The 22,412-nt window shown below is 36.4% G+C and carries 26 protein-coding genes; 13 read left to right on the top strand and 13 right to left on the bottom strand.

What is annotated here, in order from left to right:
- Positions 1-83: 83 nt before the first annotated feature.
- Positions 84-611 carry an NADPH-dependent FMN reductase gene (locus H4J66_RS03750; RefSeq protein WP_182170788.1) on the top strand — a complete coding sequence of 176 codons (528 nt, stop codon included), beginning with the start codon at positions 84-86 and terminating at the stop codon, positions 609-611.
- On the opposite strand, the gene cobD is transcribed toward H4J66_RS03750, so the two are convergent.
- The 5 genes from cobD to H4J66_RS03775 all read right to left on the bottom strand — a co-directional run bounded on the left by cobD (position 585) and on the right by H4J66_RS03775 (position 4,756).
- Positions 585-1,655, bottom strand: a complete 1,071-nt coding sequence (gene cobD, locus H4J66_RS03755) for a threonine-phosphate decarboxylase CobD (RefSeq protein WP_259369053.1) — start codon at positions 1,653-1,655, stop codon at positions 585-587. The genes H4J66_RS03750 and cobD overlap by 27 nt on opposite strands.
- Positions 1,655-2,620 carry a CobD/CbiB family cobalamin biosynthesis protein gene (locus H4J66_RS03760; RefSeq protein ID WP_182170878.1) on the bottom strand — a complete coding sequence of 322 codons (966 nt, stop codon included), beginning with the start codon at positions 2,618-2,620 and terminating at the stop codon, positions 1,655-1,657. The genes cobD and H4J66_RS03760 overlap by 1 nt, the downstream gene beginning before the upstream one ends.
- Positions 2,620-3,312, bottom strand: a complete 693-nt coding sequence (locus H4J66_RS03765; protein WP_182170794.1) for a histidine phosphatase family protein — start codon at positions 3,310-3,312, stop codon at positions 2,620-2,622. The genes H4J66_RS03760 and H4J66_RS03765 overlap by 1 nt, the downstream gene beginning before the upstream one ends.
- Before the next feature lie 74 nt (positions 3,313-3,386).
- Positions 3,387-4,001 (bottom strand): phospholipid-binding protein MlaC, encoded by a 615-nt coding sequence (locus H4J66_RS03770; protein ID WP_182170797.1) that lies wholly within the window; start codon positions 3,999-4,001, stop codon positions 3,387-3,389.
- A gap of 167 nt (positions 4,002-4,168) precedes the next feature.
- Positions 4,169-4,756, bottom strand: a complete 588-nt coding sequence (locus H4J66_RS03775; protein WP_070374442.1) for a TetR/AcrR family transcriptional regulator — start codon at positions 4,754-4,756, stop codon at positions 4,169-4,171.
- 299 nt (positions 4,757-5,055) lie between these two features.
- Between H4J66_RS03775 and H4J66_RS03780 the strand changes: the two genes are divergently transcribed.
- Positions 5,056-6,051, top strand: coding sequence for a catalase family peroxidase (locus H4J66_RS03780; protein WP_182170800.1), 996 nt, complete (start codon positions 5,056-5,058; stop codon positions 6,049-6,051).
- A gap of 183 nt (positions 6,052-6,234) precedes the next feature.
- Here the strand turns inward: H4J66_RS03780 and H4J66_RS20155 are convergent, their stop codons facing one another.
- From H4J66_RS20155 to H4J66_RS03805, 5 genes are all read right to left on the bottom strand, one after another.
- Complete coding sequence (locus tag H4J66_RS20155; protein ID WP_259369052.1) at positions 6,235-7,143, bottom strand: hypothetical protein; 909 nt, start codon at positions 7,141-7,143, stop codon at positions 6,235-6,237.
- Between the two features lie 408 nt (positions 7,144-7,551).
- Positions 7,552-9,027 (bottom strand): carbon starvation protein A, encoded by a 1,476-nt coding sequence (locus H4J66_RS03790; protein WP_182170803.1) that lies wholly within the window; start codon positions 9,025-9,027, stop codon positions 7,552-7,554.
- 475 nt (positions 9,028-9,502) lie between these two features.
- Positions 9,503-9,937 (bottom strand): tetratricopeptide repeat protein, encoded by a 435-nt coding sequence (locus H4J66_RS03795; protein ID WP_182170806.1) that lies wholly within the window; start codon positions 9,935-9,937, stop codon positions 9,503-9,505.
- A gap of 368 nt (positions 9,938-10,305) precedes the next feature.
- Positions 10,306-10,587: a hypothetical protein gene (locus H4J66_RS03800; RefSeq protein ID WP_182170809.1), complete on the bottom strand. Its 282-nt coding sequence runs from the start codon at positions 10,585-10,587 to the stop codon at positions 10,306-10,308.
- Positions 10,588-10,746: 159 nt separating this feature from the next.
- Positions 10,747-11,622 carry a LysR family transcriptional regulator gene (locus tag H4J66_RS03805; protein WP_182170812.1) on the bottom strand — a complete coding sequence of 292 codons (876 nt, stop codon included), beginning with the start codon at positions 11,620-11,622 and terminating at the stop codon, positions 10,747-10,749.
- A 101-nt stretch (positions 11,623-11,723) separates the two neighbouring features.
- On the opposite strand from H4J66_RS03805, the gene maoP reads away from it, so the two are divergent.
- A complete protein-coding gene (gene maoP / locus H4J66_RS03810) occupies positions 11,724-12,044 on the top strand; it encodes a DUF413 domain-containing protein (protein ID WP_182170814.1) in 321 nt (106 codons plus the stop codon).
- 98 nt (positions 12,045-12,142) lie between these two features.
- On the opposite strand, the gene H4J66_RS03815 is transcribed toward maoP, so the two are convergent.
- Positions 12,143-12,625, bottom strand: a complete 483-nt coding sequence (locus H4J66_RS03815) for a DUF1353 domain-containing protein (RefSeq protein WP_182170817.1) — start codon at positions 12,623-12,625, stop codon at positions 12,143-12,145.
- Between the two features lie 124 nt (positions 12,626-12,749).
- Between H4J66_RS03815 and H4J66_RS03820 the strand changes: the two genes are divergently transcribed.
- The 7 genes from H4J66_RS03820 to H4J66_RS03850 all read left to right on the top strand — a co-directional run bounded on the left by H4J66_RS03820 (position 12,750) and on the right by H4J66_RS03850 (position 18,786).
- Positions 12,750-14,096: a magnesium transporter gene (locus H4J66_RS03820; RefSeq protein ID WP_182170820.1), complete on the top strand. Its 1,347-nt coding sequence runs from the start codon at positions 12,750-12,752 to the stop codon at positions 14,094-14,096.
- Positions 14,097-14,482: 386 nt separating this feature from the next.
- Positions 14,483-14,701 (top strand): hypothetical protein, encoded by a 219-nt coding sequence (locus H4J66_RS03825; RefSeq protein WP_070374433.1) that lies wholly within the window; start codon positions 14,483-14,485, stop codon positions 14,699-14,701.
- A 26-nt stretch (positions 14,702-14,727) separates the two neighbouring features.
- Positions 14,728-14,979, top strand: coding sequence for a hypothetical protein (locus H4J66_RS03830; RefSeq protein WP_070374432.1), 252 nt, complete (start codon positions 14,728-14,730; stop codon positions 14,977-14,979).
- Between the two features lie 524 nt (positions 14,980-15,503).
- Complete coding sequence (gene rimK, locus H4J66_RS03835) at positions 15,504-16,409, top strand: 30S ribosomal protein S6--L-glutamate ligase (RefSeq protein WP_070374431.1); 906 nt, start codon at positions 15,504-15,506, stop codon at positions 16,407-16,409.
- Positions 16,410-16,423: 14 nt separating this feature from the next.
- Positions 16,424-17,461, top strand: a complete 1,038-nt coding sequence (locus tag H4J66_RS03840; protein ID WP_182170823.1) for a succinylglutamate desuccinylase/aspartoacylase family protein — start codon at positions 16,424-16,426, stop codon at positions 17,459-17,461.
- Entirely contained in the window at positions 17,458-17,781 is a 324-nt protein-coding gene (locus H4J66_RS03845; protein WP_310650619.1) for a RimK/LysX family protein, read from the top strand. The genes H4J66_RS03840 and H4J66_RS03845 overlap by 4 nt, the downstream gene beginning before the upstream one ends.
- A gap of 135 nt (positions 17,782-17,916) precedes the next feature.
- Positions 17,917-18,786, top strand: a complete 870-nt coding sequence (locus H4J66_RS03850; RefSeq protein WP_182170826.1) for a mechanosensitive ion channel family protein — start codon at positions 17,917-17,919, stop codon at positions 18,784-18,786.
- Positions 18,787-18,873: 87 nt separating this feature from the next.
- Here H4J66_RS03850 and H4J66_RS03855 read toward each other — a convergent pair whose 3' ends face one another.
- Both H4J66_RS03855 and H4J66_RS03860 read right to left on the bottom strand, forming a co-directional pair.
- Positions 18,874-19,731: a mechanosensitive ion channel family protein gene (locus H4J66_RS03855; RefSeq protein WP_182170829.1), complete on the bottom strand. Its 858-nt coding sequence runs from the start codon at positions 19,729-19,731 to the stop codon at positions 18,874-18,876.
- 26 nt (positions 19,732-19,757) lie between these two features.
- Complete coding sequence (locus H4J66_RS03860) at positions 19,758-20,396, bottom strand: phospholipid-binding protein MlaC (RefSeq protein ID WP_182170832.1); 639 nt, start codon at positions 20,394-20,396, stop codon at positions 19,758-19,760.
- Between the two features lie 402 nt (positions 20,397-20,798).
- Here H4J66_RS03860 and H4J66_RS03865 point away from each other — a divergent pair, with 402 nt between their 5' ends.
- From H4J66_RS03865 to H4J66_RS03875, 3 genes are all read left to right on the top strand, one after another.
- Positions 20,799-21,122, top strand: a complete 324-nt coding sequence (locus H4J66_RS03865; protein ID WP_070374425.1) for a hypothetical protein — start codon at positions 20,799-20,801, stop codon at positions 21,120-21,122.
- A 116-nt stretch (positions 21,123-21,238) separates the two neighbouring features.
- Positions 21,239-21,445, top strand: a complete 207-nt coding sequence (locus tag H4J66_RS03870; RefSeq protein WP_070374424.1) for a cold-shock protein — start codon at positions 21,239-21,241, stop codon at positions 21,443-21,445.
- A gap of 304 nt (positions 21,446-21,749) precedes the next feature.
- On the top strand, positions 21,750-22,340 hold the full coding sequence (locus H4J66_RS03875) for a LysE family translocator (RefSeq protein WP_070374423.1): 591 nt from the start codon (positions 21,750-21,752) through the stop codon (positions 22,338-22,340).
- The last annotated feature ends 72 nt before the right edge of the window (positions 22,341-22,412 follow it).

Genomic DNA, 22,412 nt, shown 5'->3' on the forward strand with positions numbered 1-22,412 from the left:
AGTTATTAATCTTGTATAGGAAACAAATTACACTATCTTCACTGAAATACCTATTGTTACCTTTTCTTACCTTTGGAGTTTATATGAAAATTATCGCTTTTGCTGCCAGTAGTAGTCGTCAATCCATTAATAAACAGTTAGTGAGCTATGCCGCTAGTCTCGTTGAAAATACACAAGTTGAAGTACTTGATATTAACGATTATGAAATGCCTTTATATAGTGCTGATAGAGAAGCTGAACTCGGTAAACCGCAGTTAGCACAAGACTTTCTTGATAAAATAGCCACTGCAGATGCTTTGGTCATTGGTTTTGCTGAGCATAATGGTTCTTATACGGCCGCCTATAAAAACTTATTTGACTGGAGCTCTCGAACGCTACAAAAAGTCTACCAGCATAAGCCTTTGGTTCTATTAGCAACGTCACCAGGACCCGGTGGAGCAGCAACTGTTCTTGCCGCCGCTGTAGGGTCGGCACCCTTTTTTGATGGCGAGGTAAAAGCCCATTTATCTATTCCTAGTTTTTATGATAATTTTGATGTCGACAAAGGACAGTTAAAAAAGGGTGAGTTAGCTGAAAAGCTCGCTTCAGCTATGGCTATGCTCAGCCAATGATTTTGCTAATATCTGGTATTGCTCTTGATCAGGTATGCCAAAACGCAGAGCGTTTTTTTCATCGCACAAACGCACGTAGAGTCCTTGGCAACAGAATTTTTGATAAAGTTCTGTTGCTTGGGGATGAACGAGAGTTTTAAATAAACCACACCCACTGATGGTGATGCTTGGGTCATTGCTTTTATCTTGGTTAGGTAAAAAAGTTTTTGCCAATAACGCTTCTAACCTTATTGATAAGGCGATTAACTGCTGTTGTTGCGCTACTTGCCATACTTTATTCTTTAAGGCTTGCTCAGTAATAAATTGAGCCGGGCCATTAACTTCCCAAGGTGAAGATAACTGCTGTAGTTTATTTATCCAAGAAGGATGCGCACTTACAAAGCCGATTCTAATTCCCGCTAAGCCAAAAAATTTACCGATTGAACGTAACACAAAAAGATGTTTGTTGGCTGTTAAGTGGATCAGCGATTGACTAGGTGTTATGACATCCATAAAAGCTTCATCAACAATTAGCCAACCCGATAATGATTCCAGAGTCGTTAACAGTGTGGTTAATGTTTGCTGTTGCTGTAATTCACCGGTTGGATTATTAGGGTTAATCACCACAACAATCGCGTAGCGAGATAGCACTTCGCAAGTGGGTAAATGCTGATAATTTTTTATGGTAAAACCAGCATCATGCCATGCTCGTTCATGCTCTTTATAGCCCACTTCCGGTAACCATACCTCTATCCCGTTTGCTGGCTGATTGATATGATTAAGATAGAGCGCAGGTAAACGGGCAATAACCGCTTGGCTACCGCTCGTTACGCTAATATTCTGTGTACCATAATAATTTTTAGCCGCAGATAGCATTGCTTGGTTTGGCTGCGGTAACTGTTGCCAGATATTTTCAGGAATAGCGGGGATCGGGTAATTAATTGGGCTGATACCTGTCGACAAGTCTAGCCATTTTTCCAAGGGAATTTGATAGCGTTGGGCAACTTCATTGAGCTGACCACCGTGTACTAACAGGGGCGAACTTCCATCAGCTTGATTGTCCATCACAAATTTACACTATAAAAGTAATGCAGGAGCTGATAGCAAAAATAAGTAAACATCAAAATAATAACCGCTTTATTGACCAGATTTATACTACGAAAAATATCATTTTTAACAACGCTATTACCACAACCTAATGGTGTCGACGTTACTGTCTTGCCATGATAAGTTGCTGTTCCACCTAGCGTAAAGTTTAGAACGCTGGCGCCCGTAGCCATTACCCAACCGCCATTTAGGCTTTTATAATGCTGGCCTTGTCGATAACCATTATTTAGCGCACTGATCATTTTTGAGCAAGAAAAATTTGTTTGGCAAGCATAAAGTAATGCGGTAATTTTTGCACTTGGCCAACCGAGTAAGTCGTCCATGCGGGCAGCACACCAACCAAAATGAATAAAACGTTGATTTTTATAGCCCCACATTGCATCTAATGTATTGGCGAGTCGATGTAAAATCACCAGCGGAATACCACCAATAATAAACCAAAAAAAGCTAGCAACAGCTGCGTCATGACCATTTTCTAGGACAGACTCAACGGTTGCACGTGAAATTTCTTGTTCGGATAGGTCTGCTGTATTTCGGCTAACTAAGTAACCACAAAAATATCGTGCGGTGGCTAAGTCATTTTTATTAAGGGGATTAAAAATTTGTAAAGCATGTAATTTCAGACTTTTTAAACCGATAGCAAAATAAAGGACTAAGGCATCTAAGCACCAAAAAAGTAGCTGGTTTTGGTGAAAGTAATAATAAATAATAGGTAAAGGTAAACATAAGATAAGCCAAGATAAAACCCCCAATAATCGAGGCAACAATAATGAGGTTGTTTTCGGTGTCACATGCTGAAAATTAAAGGTATGCTCTATTGCGGTGCTTAACCAACCAAAGCCCACTAAAGGATGAAATCGTTTTACTTCGCCGAGCCAACGATCTAGCAGGTATGCCATCACCATGATCACTGAGCTTATCATCACCGCATTATCACCGCTGAAGGTTTAGTGATGTCGTGTGTCGCTATAAGGGTAAATATTTTAGTTTTACACTGGTAGGCAAGCTGAAAAATGCAGCCATTATCAAAGGCTTTTTGTTGACTGTTAATTGCTTGTTTATCAGAAAAACTTTCAACAAACAAAGATAAAAAACAGCGTAATATATCGCCGTGACTAACCACAAGAATACTCTTAATCGTTATGTCGTTCGGCTTGGTGGTCGTTTTATCTTGTGGAGTTTTTTGATCATCATCACCAGTATTAGCAATCTCAATTAATGCTTGTTGAAAGCGAAGTGCGCAGTCAATACCCGATTCTCCACTCGGCGGTGCGGAACCGTTTACTTGATGAAAAATAGCGTGGAAGTTTTTTTCTAATTTTACTTCGTCAATAACTTTTCCTTGCCAGAGGCCAAAGTCTCGCTCGATTAAGGCCGGCGCAAAGTTAAGTGGACAATCTACGGTCACCTGACAAATTTCAGCGGTACTTTTTGCTCTTGGCAATGTTGAGCTTACAATAAGGTCTATCTTGTGATCAACTAGTTGCCTAGCAATTCCATCAGCTTGTCGATAGCCTTTATCGGTTAAAGGGCTATCTAACTGTCCTTGAAACTTCCCTATTTTATTCCACTGTGTTTCGCCGTGGCGCGTAAGATAAAAATTAATAACCGTCATTTATGCTAATACTTACTGATGCATTGATAATATTAAAAATATTTTAGCATAGCTTGATAACGGAATTAGAGAACTTATTGATTAAAAGAAGCTAACTCTAAGGTCACTTGGTCAATGCCACTCTTTTGGATCCGTTGGCTTATTTCAGCTTCTTTGCTACTGAGTAAAGAGATACCCTCGATGATCATATCATAAGCTTTCCATTGACTTGTTTGTCTGTCTTGGCGCATTTGAAAAGTAATGTTAATTTCAGGCGCATTGGCATTACGAATAACTGAATTAACGCCAACAATTCTTGCGCCATTTGTTGATTTATGAGACTCAAATACAACGTCTTGTTGTTTATATTGTTTTAACGCTATTGCGTAAGTTCTTACTAAGTAACTACGCATAGAAACAACAAATTTTTCACGCTGTTCTGGAGTCATCGTTCTCAAATTTCTACCTAAAACCTTGAATGCGGCGTATTTGTAATCTATTGATGGCATTAGCTCTTCTTCAACAATATCACGCATCAGTTCAGGGAATTTTTTCAGTGACTCTTGATCTTTAGCAATACGAGAAAACAATCGTTCACCTGTTTCAGCAATTACCGTGTATGGAGAGTTTTCAATGCTGTAGGCATTGCTGGAAAAGCTTGCCAATGAAGTCATGAATAAGAGAGTAAATATTGCCATTAAGTGTTTCATGTTTTTGTCCGTATTTGAGAGAGCGCATTAAGTGCTGAGTCATTGTTAATTCATTAAGGGTATTTTACATACCGACCATGCGGTATGTAAATACTTAATTGATATCTTTTATTACTATTTGCTATATCGGCTGTAAAAAGCCAAGGAGATAAATGAAAAGAGTGGCGTTAATGACTTCTAAGGTTTCTAATATAGTTACACAGTTCTTTGATGACTTTTTCAAAGAGGTCTTTGTTTTTAGAACTTTTACTTAAACTAGAAGAACCATGAAAAGTTGAAACAATAAAATAGGCAACTTGGCTAAAATCAATGTCGTCACGAAGCTGGTTAGCGACACGTTGTAAGTTAATGGCGATAAGTTGGTTGAGTTGTTGCTGCATGTTTAGAATACGTAAGCGAAAGCCTTCATCTACGCCAGACATCTCTTGGCAAAGGTTATTTAAAGGACAACCACAAACAATCTCGTCACAAGATGAGTTAGTATACATAGCGGTAAAAAAGTCGCATAAACCTTCAATAGGATCATCTACCTCTACTGCTGGCTGCCATAATTCTAAAAACATGGGTGTATAAATTTCTTCAAAAACAGCGTAGCCCAGCTCCATTTTATTTTTAAAATGATGATACAAGGCACCTTTTGAAACTTCACAGCGCACCAAAATACAAGATAAGCTTGTTGCGATGAAACCCTTTTTATGAATTTCATCCGCACTTATTTCTAGTATCTTTTGACGAGTTAGCTCTGCGTCTCTCATATTCAGGACTTAATTAACTATTAATGATAATTCATTCTAACCGACCGGTGGGTAGGTTGTAAACCCAGCTTTTTTATTGATGAAAGATTTGAAGTTGAATAAGAATGTTTTGTGTCATTAAGTCATCATTATTTTCACCGTAACTCTGACAACAAATTTTTTTAGTCTTATGCTCGTTGGTCGTGAAATATTTATTACACTATTAAGGTCCTTTGCTATGCTTGTAGATAATACTCTAGATCTTATCGATGACATTTTTCGTCATTTGAACTATTGAAATAACCACTCTAAGGAAACCAATGAAACATAATCTCATCACCTCTAGTATTAGTGCTTTTTTTCTCATCGCTACTGCTACAGCAACATCGAACGCTGCAGCCACTGATAAAGAAGTTGTCGCTAATGATTTTGTTGAAATATTTGAAAAATTGGGCGGGAAACATCCTGGCTATAGAAAAGCACATGCTAAAGGTTTGTGTGCATCGGGTACTTTTATACCAACACCTAATCAACATTTTACGGGGGCTGCTTTGTTATCGAACGGCGAACTACCGGTATCTATTCGCTTTTCCGTTGGTGGTTCAAATCCCAATAGTGATGAAAAAGCGGCTGGCACACGCGGCATGGGCATGCAAATAAAGTTACCTGATGGCTCTTTCCACACTTTTACTGGTAATAACTTTCCGGTGTTTGCCGGTAAAAACCCAGAAGTTTTTCATGGTTTTCTATCAACCTTACTTCCTGACGAAAATGGTAAAACTGATCCCGCTAAAACCATGGCATATATTCAACAACATCCGAGTGTTCAAGCTAATGCTATGTGGAATAAAACGGCTAAAACAGCCGCTTCATTTGCCAACACTGAGTTCTTTGGTCTGCACACTTTTTACTTTGACCAACCTAATCAACAGAAAACTAAATTTCGCTGGACCATCGAGCCTAATTTAGGGGTGAAAACATTAGAAAAAGCTGAGGCTGCTAAAATGCCTACTGAGTTTTTAGCGGATACCTTTGCGCAACAGCTTAAAGATGAGACGGTTAGTTTTAACATTCTGGCAAGTTTAGGTGAAGCACAAGACAGTGATATTGACCCATCACAACAGTGGCCAAGTGAACGTCCTCAAGTAACGCTAGGCACAGTGACCGTTAATACCAGTGGCAGCGATGCATGTAAAAATACTAATTTTGATCCTAATATGATGTCAGTAGGCTTTACGCCAAGTGATGATCCGGTATTAAGAATGCGCTCACCAGCTTATGCTATATCTTTTGGCAAAAGGTTGAGTGGTCAATAAGTGACTCGTTAGCAGGTATAAATCTGCATTGCTTTTATGAAATGGGGGTCAGTAAAACTGGCCCCAAGTGTCATTGATTTGACAATAAACGGTTAGCAAAGGGCAGTTGTTACTTATTTTTATTATAAATACAAAAAGTTCAATAGCTTATTGCTTCTAGTGAAGTCTTTATGCAATTAAGCTTTATTTACTGTTTACTTCAAACATTATTTTTAGCCATCTTAAGTCTTTAGGCCCAAGGCTCGCTTTTTTGTGCAGAGATGGCGTTTGATAAACCTCCTTGTAAACATGACAAATAGCGACCTCAGTTAGTTCTCGCCATCTTTCTCCATCAAGCTCAGGAATACTGCCATCAGCTAAATTGGCGTCAGTTATTGGGTCGTGCTGCAATTCTGTGGTACGTAGTGTCAACTCTAACTCTTGTAATATAGGATTAATAACCTGCAGTGTACTTGCATCAGCAAATTCTTTTGCAATATGAGCATCAGCTTCTTCTATTGATTTATTCAGCAGATGCTGGGAAAGTTTCTCTCCCGTAGGGCGCAAGCCGTACTTATTAATTATACCGCCAACACTGGGTAACAATGCTTTTGCCGCAATACCTACGCCCAATAATGGATTTACCACCGCGGCTAAACCACCCACTAATAGCATGCCATATGTGAGCTTTTTATCTAGCGCGTCAATTTGATCGGCCAAAGATTCAATACTGTTTGGATTACTTGCGCTTTTATTTCTTACCATCTCTTCTGCGGATTGGCGCATATAATTTTTAAGCATTTCTTCTGAATGCTGGTTGGGGAAGTGAAAAACACGCCTTTTGGGTAGGTTGTTAATTTCTGGAACAGCATTCGGGAGACACCGCATGGTGTGCAAGGCAAATTTATATTCTGAGAGTTGGAAAGGTATAACAAAATAGTGTTTTTCGTCATACTCGATATCATCATACTTATCTGACTTCTCTGCGGAAATAAAGACGGGTAAACCATTCACTTTTTCTTTAACAATGGAGTAATTAGCCGCTAACTCTCCTGTGGCTTTGTCGGCAACTGAGCGAACGACATTGAGTCCTTTTTTAAAAAAAATTTGCATAAATTTAGCAATTCCCTTGGCATATTGTCACTAACACAATAATGTTTTTTTACTATAAAGGTACTAATACCCAATACTTTTAGCGGCAGCATAATAATTATGGCCGTTTTGCGCGACAATAATATTTTATTTTTACTGACAAGGTTTCAAAGGCTAGGGAAATATAAAAATATAAGTGCACGCCTTAATGTTGGCTGTTATTGCTTAGAATACGTTAATTATCATCAGTTATCAATTTGGCCTAGGTCTGATTGAGCTCCCTAGGGACTAATGATTTTCTTTGATTTTTCACCCTAAATAATTAACAGTAATAGTGTTTTATTGGGCTGATACAAATAAAAAAGCAGTGCTAATTAGCACTGCTTTTTTCTTAATGTTAAACATTAAACACCTTAAACACCTTAAACATTAAGCTGTTGTTGAGGCAATATTTACCCGTTTATTGTGTGCCACTATTAATAAGATAAGTGAGATAACACCGACCACAGCCCCGATTAATTTGCCATATTCACTGGGTAAATTTAAGCCTATTCCTGCCGTCATAATATAAGAGACACTAACACTAGTACCAACAATGGCAGGTAAACTGACGATCCAATGGAAAGTGCCACGGTCAAACAAAAATTTAGTGGCCAGCCATAATACGCTGGTAGAAAGTAGCATGTTTGAAAAAGCAAAATAACGCCATATTATTGAAAAATCTAATTTTGTCATAAAATAAGCAATAACTAAAATAGGCACGGCTAACAAGAGGCGGTTGCGTAAACTTTGTGGGATATTAAATGCATCCACTAAGGTTAGACGCAAGGACCGAAAAGCGGTATCTCCAGAAGTGATAGGGAATATCGCAACGGCAATAATAGCCATAATGCCACCGAGTGCGCCAAGGTAGCTGTTTGCAATATGGTTAACCACTAAGCCAGGCCCCCCTTGGTCAAGCAATGCTTTAAGTTCTGAGTAACCTTCAGGAAATGCTGCTATACCGGCTAAGGCCCAAACACAACCTACAATGCCTTCGCACATCATCGCGCCATAATAGACTGGGCGTACATATTTTTCATTGGTTAAACAACGCGCGATAATCGGTGCTTGTGTCGAATGAAAACCACTAATTGCACCACAGGTAATTGTTATAAATAATAACGGCCAGACAGGGAGACCGTCAGTATTAGGCTCTAAAAAGTCATGACTGTAATGGTCTGAGTTAAAATACCCCAAAAAATCACCAGCGACAGGTAAGTGTGGCGCATTCATAAGTAATGATATCGCGATAAGCGAGGTCATCACTATCATGAGTAAACCAAAAAGGGGGTAGAGTTTGGTTATTATTTTATCTATCGGTAAAAGTGTTGCCAGTAAATAGTAGCCTAAAATAACTAAAACCCAAAAGGTATTACCGGCTAAAAATGTGCCTTCAAAATAACTTAAATTACTTAATAATCCGGCAGGACTCATGATAAAGACAACGCCAACAAAAAACAGTAGCATGGTGGTGAATATCAACATTATCCCTTTAAAGTAAACGTTGTAATAGTGACCTGCAATTTCAGGCAAACTTTTACCATCTTCTTTAATACTCATGACCCCAGAAAAGTAATCATGTACTGCGCCACCTAAAATATTACCAAGTACAATCCAAATAAGTGCAACCGGTCCATAGAGAGCACCAAGGATAGGACCAAAAATAGGACCTACCCCGGCAATATTTAAAAACTGAATAAGAAAGGCTTTAACTGGATGGATGGCAACATAATCAACCCCTTCTTCAAAACGTACTTGAGGTGTTTTGATTGTTTCATCAATGCCCGCTTGTTTTTCAATGAAAGGGCTATAAAATTTATAGCCCAATATTAATAGAGTGATGCAGATAAAAAAGATAATCATGATTGTTTATTACTCCGTTCTAGTGAATAGATCCATTCAGGGGGAGCACAGATGTGTGCAAGCGAATATTTGCTAAGTATTACCTATATATATTGAGTATCAAAGGAGAATTTATGTTTATTCCCCCACTTTATTTAGCATTGGGCAATACTTTATGCTCTTTGTTTGGTTATTATTTTTTTGGCTTTACATAACGTTTATAAAGTCATACTCAGTATGAAAAATTATTTCGGGGATATATTGAGTTCATATTAGGCGAACAGCGTCGATAAAGGCATACATTGAATGCAACAGGCGGATATTAACTTTCCAACTAAAGCAAATAAGAACCAGAAGTCATAAGGTAAAGCGACCTTACTATAGCTTATAAATTAGGCATTGCAGTCGTCTACGCTAGCAGGCGACTGTATCAATTTAGGTGTAACTTGATTATTGATCAAAGTTAAATAAAGTTACTCGTTGGGCTATGAGTTATTTAGTAAGGACTCGATACTTCACTTTTTAACGCTTCTAATAAATCATGAATTTCAGCTTTTAATTCTTTGTCGACAATTTTATTACAGCTGATTTTTGCTTTTTCTAAGTTTTCAATCGCATTTTCTTTTTCACCTAATTCAACTTGCAGTGATGCAACGGAGAAGCCAATTGATGAACGAAAATCTTTTGAATTAATCTCTTCTGCTTTAAGTAATGCTTTCTCGTAAATTGAAATGGCTAAGGGTAAATCATCGGTAAAGTCAGCCAGTGTTTCCCACTGTACAGGATGGTCTTTATCAGTACTTTCATTATCATCACAGAGTTGTTTTAATTCACTGTAGCAATTGTCAAAGTTGATTTGATTTCTTTCCTGAGCAGCAAGCATTAACTCTCCAGCCAAAGCAAATACGCGCTTATAGATTTTTGTATTCATGGTTATTAGTACTCTTAAGTTGTTTGAGGTCTAGGTGCTAGCGGTTGACTTGCAAGGTCTATTCTTGATTTGTGGTTTTTGATGTTATCAAGCCTTATTGTGTCACTATTGAAACCTAAATGGGCTATTTGATATTTTAACACCAGTTCTAACTTTAGACTAGTTTAGACCTGAAAATTGAAGAGCTATGACTCAGTAATAAACTTAATCACTTTTTTAATGGAAGTTAGTTGATAACAACGTTTTGTTTGACTCACTCAATGGCAATTTAGTGGCGGGTAATCTTTTTTGCTAAAGAACTAAACGCGAATTAATTCATCATTAATTCGCGTTACTATTATTTTATCAATTAAGCGTTAATTATGCGCTTAATCCCAATCATCATAGTAATCTTGAGTGAACCTTCTCAGTTGTCGTTCTTCTTGCAGTTGTTCAATTTTTTTCTTGGCTAAATAAGTACGTTTGTTACTGTGTCTTGATTTTTTTACATCGCTAGGTGAGGTATGTAACTCAAATTCAGCAATGTTATTGTCACTATCGTTATCATTATCATCATCATTGTTATTATCATCTCCTTCGTTTGAAGACAGATCATAGTTAAAACTTATTTCATCAGAAGCTGATAACTCATAATTAGAATTGATATTCATTGTTATATCACCAAAGGATACTCAAGTAAAAACAGCATAATCTACGCTTTTTACTAACAAGAAAAGTAAAATATTTTTACGTTAACGATAAATGATTTTTACTAAAAACATTTTGTATTGACTGTGCTGGTTCGCTAGCAAGCGTATCCGTTTTTAATCTTACTGTGGGCTCATAATAGCGGGGGCTTCGGGCTGATCTTTTCTCAGTAAATTTTTAATATCAATAATGCGTTCTTCATTCTCATTTTCTTTATGAAAGGCAATAAATAATTCACGTTCGAAAACAAGTAAAGTTTTGATTTCAAATAACTTTCCTTGTTCTATAAAAGGTTTTGCTAGCATGTCTGGTAGATAGGCACTCCCGCCACATTGCAGCATTAAATCAAGTGCAATACGCGCTGTACTCGTTCTAATTGCAGGAATTGAGATGTCAGGAAATTCTTTAGCATGCCAGTGAGTAAAGCTTGTTCCCCAATCAATCATAATATAACGCTGTAGGTCTGCGGCGGTTGTTATTTTGTTATTAAAAGTTGTCACGGGGATTAAATTAAACATATGCAAAGATTCAATCTTTAGCTCTTCTACTTTTGGGGGATCAAATAGAATGGCAACATCTAAAGTGCGCTCAAGTAGTTGTCTGGTTAATTGCTCTCGCGATAATATTTCAGCGATTAAACTGATCTGTGGTTCATTGATATATATCTTTGAAATGGCATCATGTATATAAACATCCCAAGTATTAGGTGTGCCGGCAATATAAATGTGCGCAACTTTTTCAGTGCTTATGGCAATATCTTGTTTTGCCATTCGAAGAGTATTGATCATAAGCTCCGCGTAGGGGACAAGCTTTTCTCCTGCGGGTGTTAATTGAATATTGTTTCTGGTGCGCTGAAACAAGGTCACATTAAAGTATTTCTCTAACTGACGAACTCTGGTACTAACCGCCGCTTGAGTCAGATATAGGTTTTCGGCCGCTTTACCAAAGTGACGACAATCCTTAACTTCTAAGAAGGTTTTAATTAACTCAATATCCATACTGCAATCTCTTATCGATACGATAATTATTATTTGTTTTACAGCCTTGCTTGTTAGCCGCATAATCCGCTAAAACCTATACCCTGTCAATAGAGGCACAAATGACTTTAATACATGGATTTATTGCTGCAACACAATTTTACGATGATGTAAATTTCCCACGTGGTTTCAGAAAATCTGGAGATTTCAATATCGCCGAAGCAGAATTATTAACACAGCTAGGCAAACGTTTACTGATGTTAGAAAAAGCTATTTGTTCGCCAGAAAATGACGTTGAAATACAGTTTGTCAACATGTGTGGATCACAACTTGAAGGTCAAACTAAAGTTGAACTGTTGTGGAAAAAATACATAAAAATAACTAGGCATAAGTCGTTTCATTGTTTAAATGGCAGCATATTTACTCAAGCAGCAGCCCTTTAGTCGATAGAACAATCAATATGCAGTAGATTTAAGGATAAACTTACCAATAAGTTTATCCTCTTCTTAACAAATTCTAGGTTGAGACTTTTAAAATTTTCTTATTTGTCCTCCGGTAATAACGTAGGCTTAGTTTTGCGCTGAAATGTTAGCCAATTTACCCAACCAAAAGCCATACACAGTATCCATATAAAATAATCAATTAGCAGTAGTTCGTTTCTTTCTATACCGACTTTGCGGATCAGTGTTGACCATTTTAAAAAACCATAGCCTTCTTTAAATTTAAATATTTTATCATCCTGCTTAGCCCATAAATAATTATACTCAAAACAAAAGTCATGCAAAATAACTGGGATGAGTAATAACCCTGTTGGCGAGAAGAAAAGCCAGACTATTGGCGGATACGAACTACCATCAAAAATAAAGCCTTTTGGAATTATAACGATTCTTTTGTTAGGTAAGCTATAATGCCAATCTTCGATAAGTTGCCATTGCCGCTTCTTAAAAAGTAATCGCCACAATTTGGAATAAAATGAAAACTTTTGCGTTTTTATAGCAAAAGGTTGTAATTTTGGCATTTTCATTAGTTTTCTAGTTTAATGATTAGAGAATAATGCGATTCTATAGTTAAATAACCCATAAAATAAAACGCAAAATTTTACTTAGTTTGATTCAAAAAATTTGTTGAAATCTTTATTAGGAAATTAAATGTCCCTAGAACTACTCCCTACTTATATTGAAAAAATCGAAGAACTATTAGCCAACGATCTTCAATTAAATGAATTAGCTGCTGAGATTGAAGATACGCTCATGCCAGAGCACGTAGCAATTCTTTTAGAAGCTTTCCCTATCAAACCTCGATTAAGTCTTTGGGTGTTGTTGAGCGCAGATTATCAACAAAATATTTTTCTAGAGATGAAAAATGAATCTCGGCAGATGTTATTAAATGCAATGGATGACGACGCCTGTTTTCCTTTGTTTGATAAATTAGATGCCAACAGCTTAATAGAACTTACTGAAGATTTAAGCGATCGCTTTATTGAATATGCTGTCACAAAAATGACAGCTAAACAAAGAGAGTACTTAAAAAAGGCTCAAGATTATTCTGAAGATGAAGTGGGACGTTGGCAAAGCTTTGACGAAAAAAGAATTTCGCAAAAATTGAAAGTGGCAGCCGCAAAGAAAGTGTGTGCAAAAAATTTATTACCGTTAACTGAAGTTATTTATATTGTTGATAATAATGCCCAATTACTTGGTGAAATCCCCATCAATAAATTGTTGCTTTTAGATGGTGATACTCCCTTAGCCAGTGTGGAGTATCAAGATGTTCAAGTGTTAGAAGCCAGTAAAGATATAGATGAATCAATTGACGAAGTGATCCTTTCTGGAAAATCAGCATTACCTATCGTTGATGAAAATGGCCATTTAACCGGCCGTTTAGATTTGCACTCTGCTTATAGGTACAAAGACCAGCAAAAAGATAATCAATTAATGCAAGCGGCTGGTTTGAGTGATGAAGAAGATTTATTTGCCAGTGTTTGGTTAAGTAGTAAAAACCGAGCGATTTGGCTGGGCATTAACCTAGTGACTGCATTTTTAGCTTCTTGGTTTATTGGTTTATTTGAAGCGACCTTACAACAAGTTGTTGCACTTGCCGTGCTTATGCCTGTGGTTGCATCAATGGGCGGTATTTCAGGTAGTCAAACGTTAACCTTGATTATACGTGGTTTAGCGTTAGGGCAAATTAGTGATGCTAATAGGCAGGCTATCGTTAAAAAAGAGCTTAAAGTTGGCGCAATTAATGGCATGTTATGGGCGACGGTCATTGGCATCATTACTTTTTACTGGTTTGAAAATCCTATGCTATCAGTCACTATTTGTATCGCTATTTTAGGTAATATTTTAGTGGCTTCGTTATCTGGGGTATGGATACCTTGGATATTAAATAAATTTAACATCGATCCCGCATTATCTGGAGCTGTTATTTTAACAACCGTAACAGATATATTTGGTTTTATAGCCTTTCTTGGCTGTGGTACATTATTACTGCTTTAGAAAAATCAGCTTAATTAACGTTTTATCGTTATTTTAGCGATAAAGAGTGTGGATATTCTCAGCGCTGAAAAGAATAATGTTGCTGCTTATTGCAGGTCAATTGAATTTTTAAGCCGCTGGGAATTACTTTATTGTTAAGGAATAATCGATTTAAATAATCTTCTTGAAATTTATCTTTTTGTTTTTTAAAGGTTTATGCCTTTTTTATTCTCCCCCCGTCACGTTTTGAACTTTCTATACTCGCACTCAATATATCAAGGGTTAGCTATTTTCCTTTTTTAACAAAAAAAATTGATTAGTTAAACGAAAATATTTTGCTTTTCAATTCTCAAATAGTGGAACATTATCCAACCAGAATCTAATTATGATTTTTTTGAAGGCAAAAAATGAATATTGATACATACGAAAGTACTGGCATAGGTAGCAATTTGAATTTCAATCCTGGTATCACTGGATTCGAAGTAACGAGTGTCTCTGCAAACAAAAAAGAAATTAGCAATATCGCCAAACAAAAATATCTGGTTAAAGAAAGATTAGATATTTTAAATGAAAAAAGGTTTCTTGACCGTCAACTTAATTCATTAAGTGACTATTGGGACATGTAAGTAATTTTAATTTAAAGAGAATATTTATGAAAAAAACAATTTTAGCTATCGCTTTATTAGCCCTAACTTCAGGCATAGCACACAGTGAAGAAGCAGAACCTGCTTTAATGGATGCACCTAGTGACTACGTATCAAGTCTTTTAAGTCAATGTAAAGAATACGCTATTGAAGATGAAATAGCAGAAGCTGACATGAAAACTTATTTATTAAATTGTATCAATGACGAATTAAAAGAAGGCGATTACAAAGCAATAAAGGTTTTACCTAAAGACGAGTAATCGTTTTGTATTATCAGCTTGTCTAAGTCACTCAAATTATTTAGACCACTTAATATAAGTGGTTTTTATAATTTGAGTTCACTTACTTCACTTCATTCGTACATAAATAAACACAGCTATTAATTATTCTCAACAAGCTTACCCCTCATTTTTTCTAAAACTCTGCCAGTATTGCGACTTTAAAAATCCTATACAAAATAATCTGCCATTATTGATTTAAGCCATTTTACCCGGAAAAATCACAGTTTAGTCCAATGTTGTAGAGCCAATAAATTTGTCTAAACAAGTAAAAATTGCTCAGTGACTTGTCTTAAAAAATTTTAATCGTTATTTTTTTCAACTGTTGACGTAAAACATTCTATAATAACGACTTTATAATTATATAAATCGCCTTCTAATCATTTTATTTGATTAAACGTATCGATATATGACGCTTTATTATTTAATGAGCTAACTATACACTCGATATTACTTATTACCTCACTCTTTAGCCTTAAATAAAGGTGAGCACTACAGGACTTATTATGAAAGTTGCTATCTTATCTAGAAACAAAAACCTTTACTCTACGCGCCGTTTAAAAGAAGCCGGCGAAGCTATGGGCCATGAAGTTGATATTATCGATACACTACACTGTTATATGGATATTACGAGTACTCGTTCAGCTGTGCGTTACAAGGGTAAAGAATTGCCAAAGTATGATGCAATTATTCCTCGTATTGGCGCCTCTGTGACTTTTTATGGCACAGCGGTGGCAAGACAATTTGAAATGATGGGTACCTTCAACATTAATGAGTCCGTCGCTATCAGCCGCTCACGCGATAAATTACGGTCATTACAGTTGCTATCGCGCAAAGGTCTGGGACTACCGAGAACAGGTTTTGCAAACAAGCCAGATAATGCTAAAGATCTGATTAAAAATGTTGGCGGCGCGCCAGTGGTTATTAAGTTACTCGAAGGTACGCAGGGCATAGGCGTCGTATTAGCCGATACGGCTAAATCGGCCGAAGCCATCATTGAAGCGTTCATGGGCTTAAAAGCGAACATCTTAGTACAAGAATTTGTTAAAGAAGCGGGTGGTGCAGATATTCGCTGTTTAGTGATTGGCGGTAAAGTTGTTGCTGCGATGAAACGTCAAGGCGCTGAAGGTGAGTTTCGTTCTAATTTACATCGCGGCGGCTCTGCTACTGTGGTTAAATTATCGAAAGAAGAGCGTGACACAGCAGTTAAAGCCGCAAAGGCTATGGGCTTGAACATGTGTGGTGTCGATTTACTGCGTTCGCAAAATGGTCCTATGGTCATGGAAGTTAATTCATCTCCTGGCCTTGAAGGTATTGAAAAAGCGACGGGCAAAAATGTTGCAGGTATGGTGTTTGAGTTTTTAGAAAAAAATGCCAAACCTCATGATACTAAGACACGTGGCAAAGGATAATTAAAGAGAATTTTATGGATATATTACGTATAGGTGAGTTCGAAATTTTACCTGGAGAGCAGCGAAAAATAGAGTTGCCAGTTGCTAAGTTATATACCGATGCCGACGTTTCTTTGCCCGTTCATATTATTCGCGCTAAAAAAACCGGGCCCACTATTTTTTTGAGTGCGGCGGTACATGGCGACGAATTAAATGGTATTGAAATTATTCGACGCTTGATCCACGAAAAGAAACTTAAAATAACGCGAGGCACGGTTATTGCCGTACCTATGGTTAACGTTTATGGCGTGGTCAATCAAAGTCGCTATATGCCTGACCGTCGTGATCTAAACCGTTGTTTTCCCGGCTCTGCGAAAGGCTCTTTAGCGGGACGCGTTGCACATATATTTCTTAATGAAATCGTTAAGCATTGTGATTACGGTATCGATTTACATACCGGGGCAATTCATCGCTCAAACCTGCCGCAAATTAGGGCGGATATGTCTGATCCTGATACCAAAGCCTTGGCGGAAGTGTTTGGCGTACCGGTTGTGTTGAACTCTACTTTAGTTGATGGCTCGCTAAGAGAGTCAGCCGTTAAAAACGAAACGAAAATATTATTATATGAAGCGGGTGAAGCGCTGCGTTTTGATGAGTTTTCAATTCGAGCAGGTATGAAAGGTATCTTAAATGTATTACACCATTTAGGTATGACTAGAAAAGTTGTTCGCACCAAGAAGAAAAAACGTATGCCGTTTATTGCTAATGGCAGTCAATGGGTGCGTGCAAATGCCAGTGGTATTGTTCATAATATTGTAAATTTGGGCGATCAGATCACTAAAGGTCAAGTGTTAGCCGAAATTGGTAGTCCATACGGTGCAATATTTGATTCGGTTAAAGCAACACGCTCAGGCATTTTAATTGGTAAGCAAAACATACCCTTAGTTCAAGAAGGTGAAGCCATGTTTCATGTCGCTTATTTCAGTGAAGACGATGAAGAAATTGCAGATCATATTGAAAATGTACAAGAGCAGCTTTTACCTGTAAATGACGACAGCTATGAAACCGTATGAAAAAAGTGAATAAAGTTGTTATCGGCCGTTTAGAATCAATAGCTTTGCCAGACTTAGCTATTGACGACTTACAAGTGCGAGTTGATACCGGTGCAAAAACGTCGTCGTTACACGTTGATAATATTAAAAAATTAATTGTTGATGGCGTACATAGTGTGACGTTTTATCTACACCCTGATATGCATAATGTCGATACCATGCAGAAATGTACGGCGCCTATTAGTGATATGCGTAAAGTTAAATCGTCAAATGGCACTACAGAGCAACGCTACGTTATAGAAACACCCATCGTACTTGGCGAAGAAAAGTGGTCAATCTAAATAACCTTGACAGACCGCTCTGATATGAGTTATTTAATGCTGTTAGGAAGAGAAGCACTGGGTAAACGCTTTCTCGTGACCCATCAAAAGTCTTTTTAGGATCAAAATAAAAAGTCGGTTAAATTAAGGGATTTTATGGATTTTACACAAATAAAAGAAATCTTATCTACTAAGGTTATTACTATTGCTGATCAACCGGTAACATTGGGCGGGTTACTGTTAATTCCGCTAATTATTTACCTGGGGTTGTTACTCACTAAGTGGGGCGTAAGGTTTATAACCAAGCGTTTAACGACCAAAAAAACTGATCCAAATATTATACACTTATTACAGCGTGTTTTTTATGTGATTGCGATAGTTATATTGTTGATTACCACCCTAGATTTGATTAATGTGCCTATCACCGCTTTTGCCTTTTTATCGGGTGCAATCGCGATTGGTTTTGGTTTTGGTGCACAAAACATCATTAATAACTTTATCAGTGGTTGGATTTTAATGTGGGAACGACCTATTAAAATTGGTGACTTTTTAGAAGTTGAAAATGCCAAAGGTGTCGTAGAAGAAATTAATACCCGTTCAACGCGTATTAGGCGTGTTGATGGTGTTCATCTGCTTATTCCTAACAGTAAACTACTTGAAAATACGGTAGTGAATTGGACGCTTCGAGACAGTTTAGTGAGAACAAGTGTTTCTGTTGGGGTTGCTTATGGTACTCGGGCTAGAAAAGTAGCGGATCTTATTTTAGAAGCGACACTCGCACAAAAAGAAGTATTGACCAAGCCAATGCCCGTCGTCGTTTTTGAAGACTTTGGTGATAATTCATTAGTGTTTTATGTAAATTTTTGGATAAACTCAACTGGAGAAACGGCTTTAAGAGTGACTAGAAGTAATATTCGATTTCGATTAGAGGAATTGTTTGAAGAGAATAATATTGTTGTTGCTTTTCCGCAACGCGATGTGCACCTCGATGGCACGCTTACTTTATTGAATAACGATAAAAAATAATTTTATTTGTCACAGTGTTAGCGTATGACAAGTCACTCAGTCAAGAAAAAGATCGTGATTAGTGACTTGATAATCAGTGATATTACATTAGTTTGATAAAGTTGATGAAGACACTTTTTGCTTAAACCACAATGACATAAAATCAGCAGTTAACTTCTGCTCTATTTCTAATGCTATCTCTGTTGGGCAAAATATAGTAAAAAATATTTGCGTATCACCAAACTCAGAAGTTGCTACTTGAATATGTGGCTCTGGGCCTGCAATGTGAACCTCTAAACGATTTTCGATCAGTTGATTATAGCGGATTGCAACTTCTTTGAAGTCACTACAATATAAACTTGCTCTAGTATACAACTCATCAATAAACTCGAAGGGATTAACACTGTCATCTCTGACAATGGTAAAATGATGTATTGCATATCGTTTTAAAAAGTTAAGGTTTTTAATAACCGAAGTAATTAGCTGGCTATTGGGTAGGTATAGCGTTTTACCTGTGTATTGATAATCATCTATATTTACCTCTAACAGCGTTAGTTTTGCCCAGTCTGTTGAATGCACTTCGCCGTAATGATTGCCGACTTTTACCCAGTCACCAATACGAAATGGTCGACTTGACAGGATATAAATAAAACCAATAAAACATTGAATAAACTCTCTGGTTGCTAAAACAATTGCTACAATAAAGGCAGCAATCGAAAAAGCAAATTTTTGAATTTCTTCAGACCAAATATTAAAAACCATCACAATTATTAATACTGTAAATATATTGTTAACTACATCGATTTGTAATCTTTTATCTTGTTTTGATTTTTGTTTTATTCTTATAACAATGAGATGTTTAATCATATAAAAAAGAAAAATAAACAATAGCGCAATAACAAATTTATTATTGGCGAGTACTGTTGAAAGTGCTTTTAAATTATTCGTATGATTAAGCCATTCCATTAGAACGATTGTACCTACCTTTATTTTTATGAAGAAGTGAGACTTCTTTGATTAATACTTTTTAGATGTAACAGCGTACCTTCGATACCTAACTTACTGAAACTTGAGTTTATTTCTTTTTGCTTTGCATCTAATAAACTAATACCTTCAATGATAATATCAAAAAACTGCCAAGTGCCGTCTTTCGATATCAGTAACTTTACTACCGCTTTGTTGATTTTATTTTCACCGGTAATCGTTATATTGATCATCGACATTTTACCACTTTTTGATAATGACCCTGTACCTATAGTCATTGATTCACCACTATATTTACTTAATAAGTTGGTATAAGTATTTATTAATTGATTTGATAGCTCAGTAACAAACTCAGTCCTAAGTTCGGCAGATAGTTTGGGCAAATTTTGATTAATAACTTTATAACTAAAATATTGAATATTTACCTCAGGCAAAAGATATTGGGTTAATACACTTCTGATATTGCTTTTAGTGAATTCATTGTTACTTTTTAAAATTAATAAAGCCGATTCTATTTGACTAAAAACGGCCTTAGTCTTTATCTCTGGGGTATCTGTTGTCGCTACCGCTAAAAAGGAAATACAAATACTTAACAACAAAAAAATGACAAGATATAGATTTACGTTATTTTTGTATGATTTTTTCATTTATATTGTGCTTAGTTATATAATAATTATGCAGATTATAGACTTACAAGAGAAACAATCAAGCGTAATAAATCACAGCTTTTAATCAAAAAAAGTGATTGAACTCAGAATTTTAAATAATATAATCTGGTTGTAGTAAAGTTGTAGTAAAGTTGTTGTGAATATTAAGTATGCGGCATTAGCGGCTTTATCGACCAATAAGGTGGGATTCATTAAGTTATATTATTAAAAAAGTAACAATAATTCATCATTGCTCTTAGCTATTTAAATAGAGACTGTTTACTCAGAGGCATTCACTGTATAATAATTTTTTTAAGTAGGTTAGTCATACTGACTTGCTTCTCCTGTAAAATGATAGCCTGTTGGCATTGTCAGATAATATTATAAGAGCTAAATAATTTAATGAAACCATATTCAGATATTGCCGAGTTAATAGAAATGTTAGGATCGGAAATAACATTACTTACCAATACCATTGCTACTTTAAAGCAAGAACCACAAAGCTTTAATGAACAAATTATTTTTAAGTATATTGATACGGGGAGTACAGGTAAAACAAAAGATTTTGTAAGATCATTAGGCGTAAAAGCTGAGCGGGGCTCATTCTTTTCATCTGGTGATGTGAGTAAACTAATAAAAGATGGTGCTGATGATGTTTCACCTGAATTACTTGATATAGCTCGAAAAGTAGTCAACATGAAAAAGAAAGGTGGCGCGCACCGTTAATTATAAATACAGTATATAATGTTAAATATAGTTTGTATTAATGAGATTCAAATCCTGACTTGTAATGGTGATAGCAAGTTAGGTTTATATTTTTCACCAATGATAAAGAGAGTGTTATGAGTAAAGGTATAGTTAAGTGGTTTAATGCGGATAAAGGTTTCGGATTTATTACTCCAGAAGACGGCAGTAAAGATTTGTTTGTTCATCATTCAGAAATCCAATCTGGCGGTGAATACGCTACATTGGCTGACGGCCAAGCTGTTGAGTTTGAAGTTGGACAAGGACAAAAAGGTCCATGTGCAAATAAAGTTGTTGCTATCTAAGCAATAATATATAACAAATGGGTAAGATGGGAGGGCTATGTTCACCCACTTACCTATGCGTTATAGATGTTTTCTTCGCGTTATCCCCATGTAAAAATGATACATTTACCCAACTTTCTTTGATCTTTGGCACTACCAAGGGTTAGGTCATCGAGCCTCTGCATTTAGTATTTAAGACTTCTATTTTGATAATAAGCGCCCTTAGCTGATTTTCCAGTATAACTTTGTGATATAACATCTGAGCATTTAAGTGAAAATAGCTTGAAATTTACCTGCCTCTCAAACAATTAAGAGCAAAATAACAATGAATTTAGACATACTATCAGCCTTAACTATTTTTGCCTTTGTGTCTTCAATAACACCAGGCCCAAATAACTTGATGTTAATGAATTCTGGTGCAAATTATGGTTTCAAAAAAACGACCCCTCACTTATTAGGAGTTGGCATTGGTTTTACACTGATGATTGCTTTAGTTGGGCTAGGTGTTATTCAATTATTTGATCGTTTCCCGGTGAGTTATCAAATACTAAAAGTGGTCAGCATTGTTTATTTACTCTATTTAGCATTCAAAATAGCTAGCTCTACCAGTAATATCGAACAACAAACGTCAAATCATAAACCTTTTAGCTTTATTCAAGCTGTTTTATTTCAATGGGTTAACCCAAAAGCTTGGACAATGGCGCTAACGTCAATAAGCCTTTATGCTCCATCAAAGAGTTTTACCTCGGTATTGTTAGTGGCGATTGTCTTTGGGCTAATCAATTTACCCTGCATCAGTTCTTGGGTTGTTTTAGGGCAAAAAATACAAGTGTTGTTAACTAACCAAAAACGCTTGAGAGTTTTTAACATTACCATGGCACTTTTATTGGTTATTTCATTGTATCCTGCGTTATAAAAACGGGAGGAGTAAGGAAGATCCGTTACTCCTTTTTTTAGGATAAAGTGAAGCCACTGTTATTGATTAGTT

This window comes from Colwellia sp. MB3u-55 (genome assembly GCF_014076785.1).
In the GTDB taxonomy this organism is placed as follows: Bacteria; Pseudomonadota; Gammaproteobacteria; order Enterobacterales; family Alteromonadaceae; genus Colwellia_A.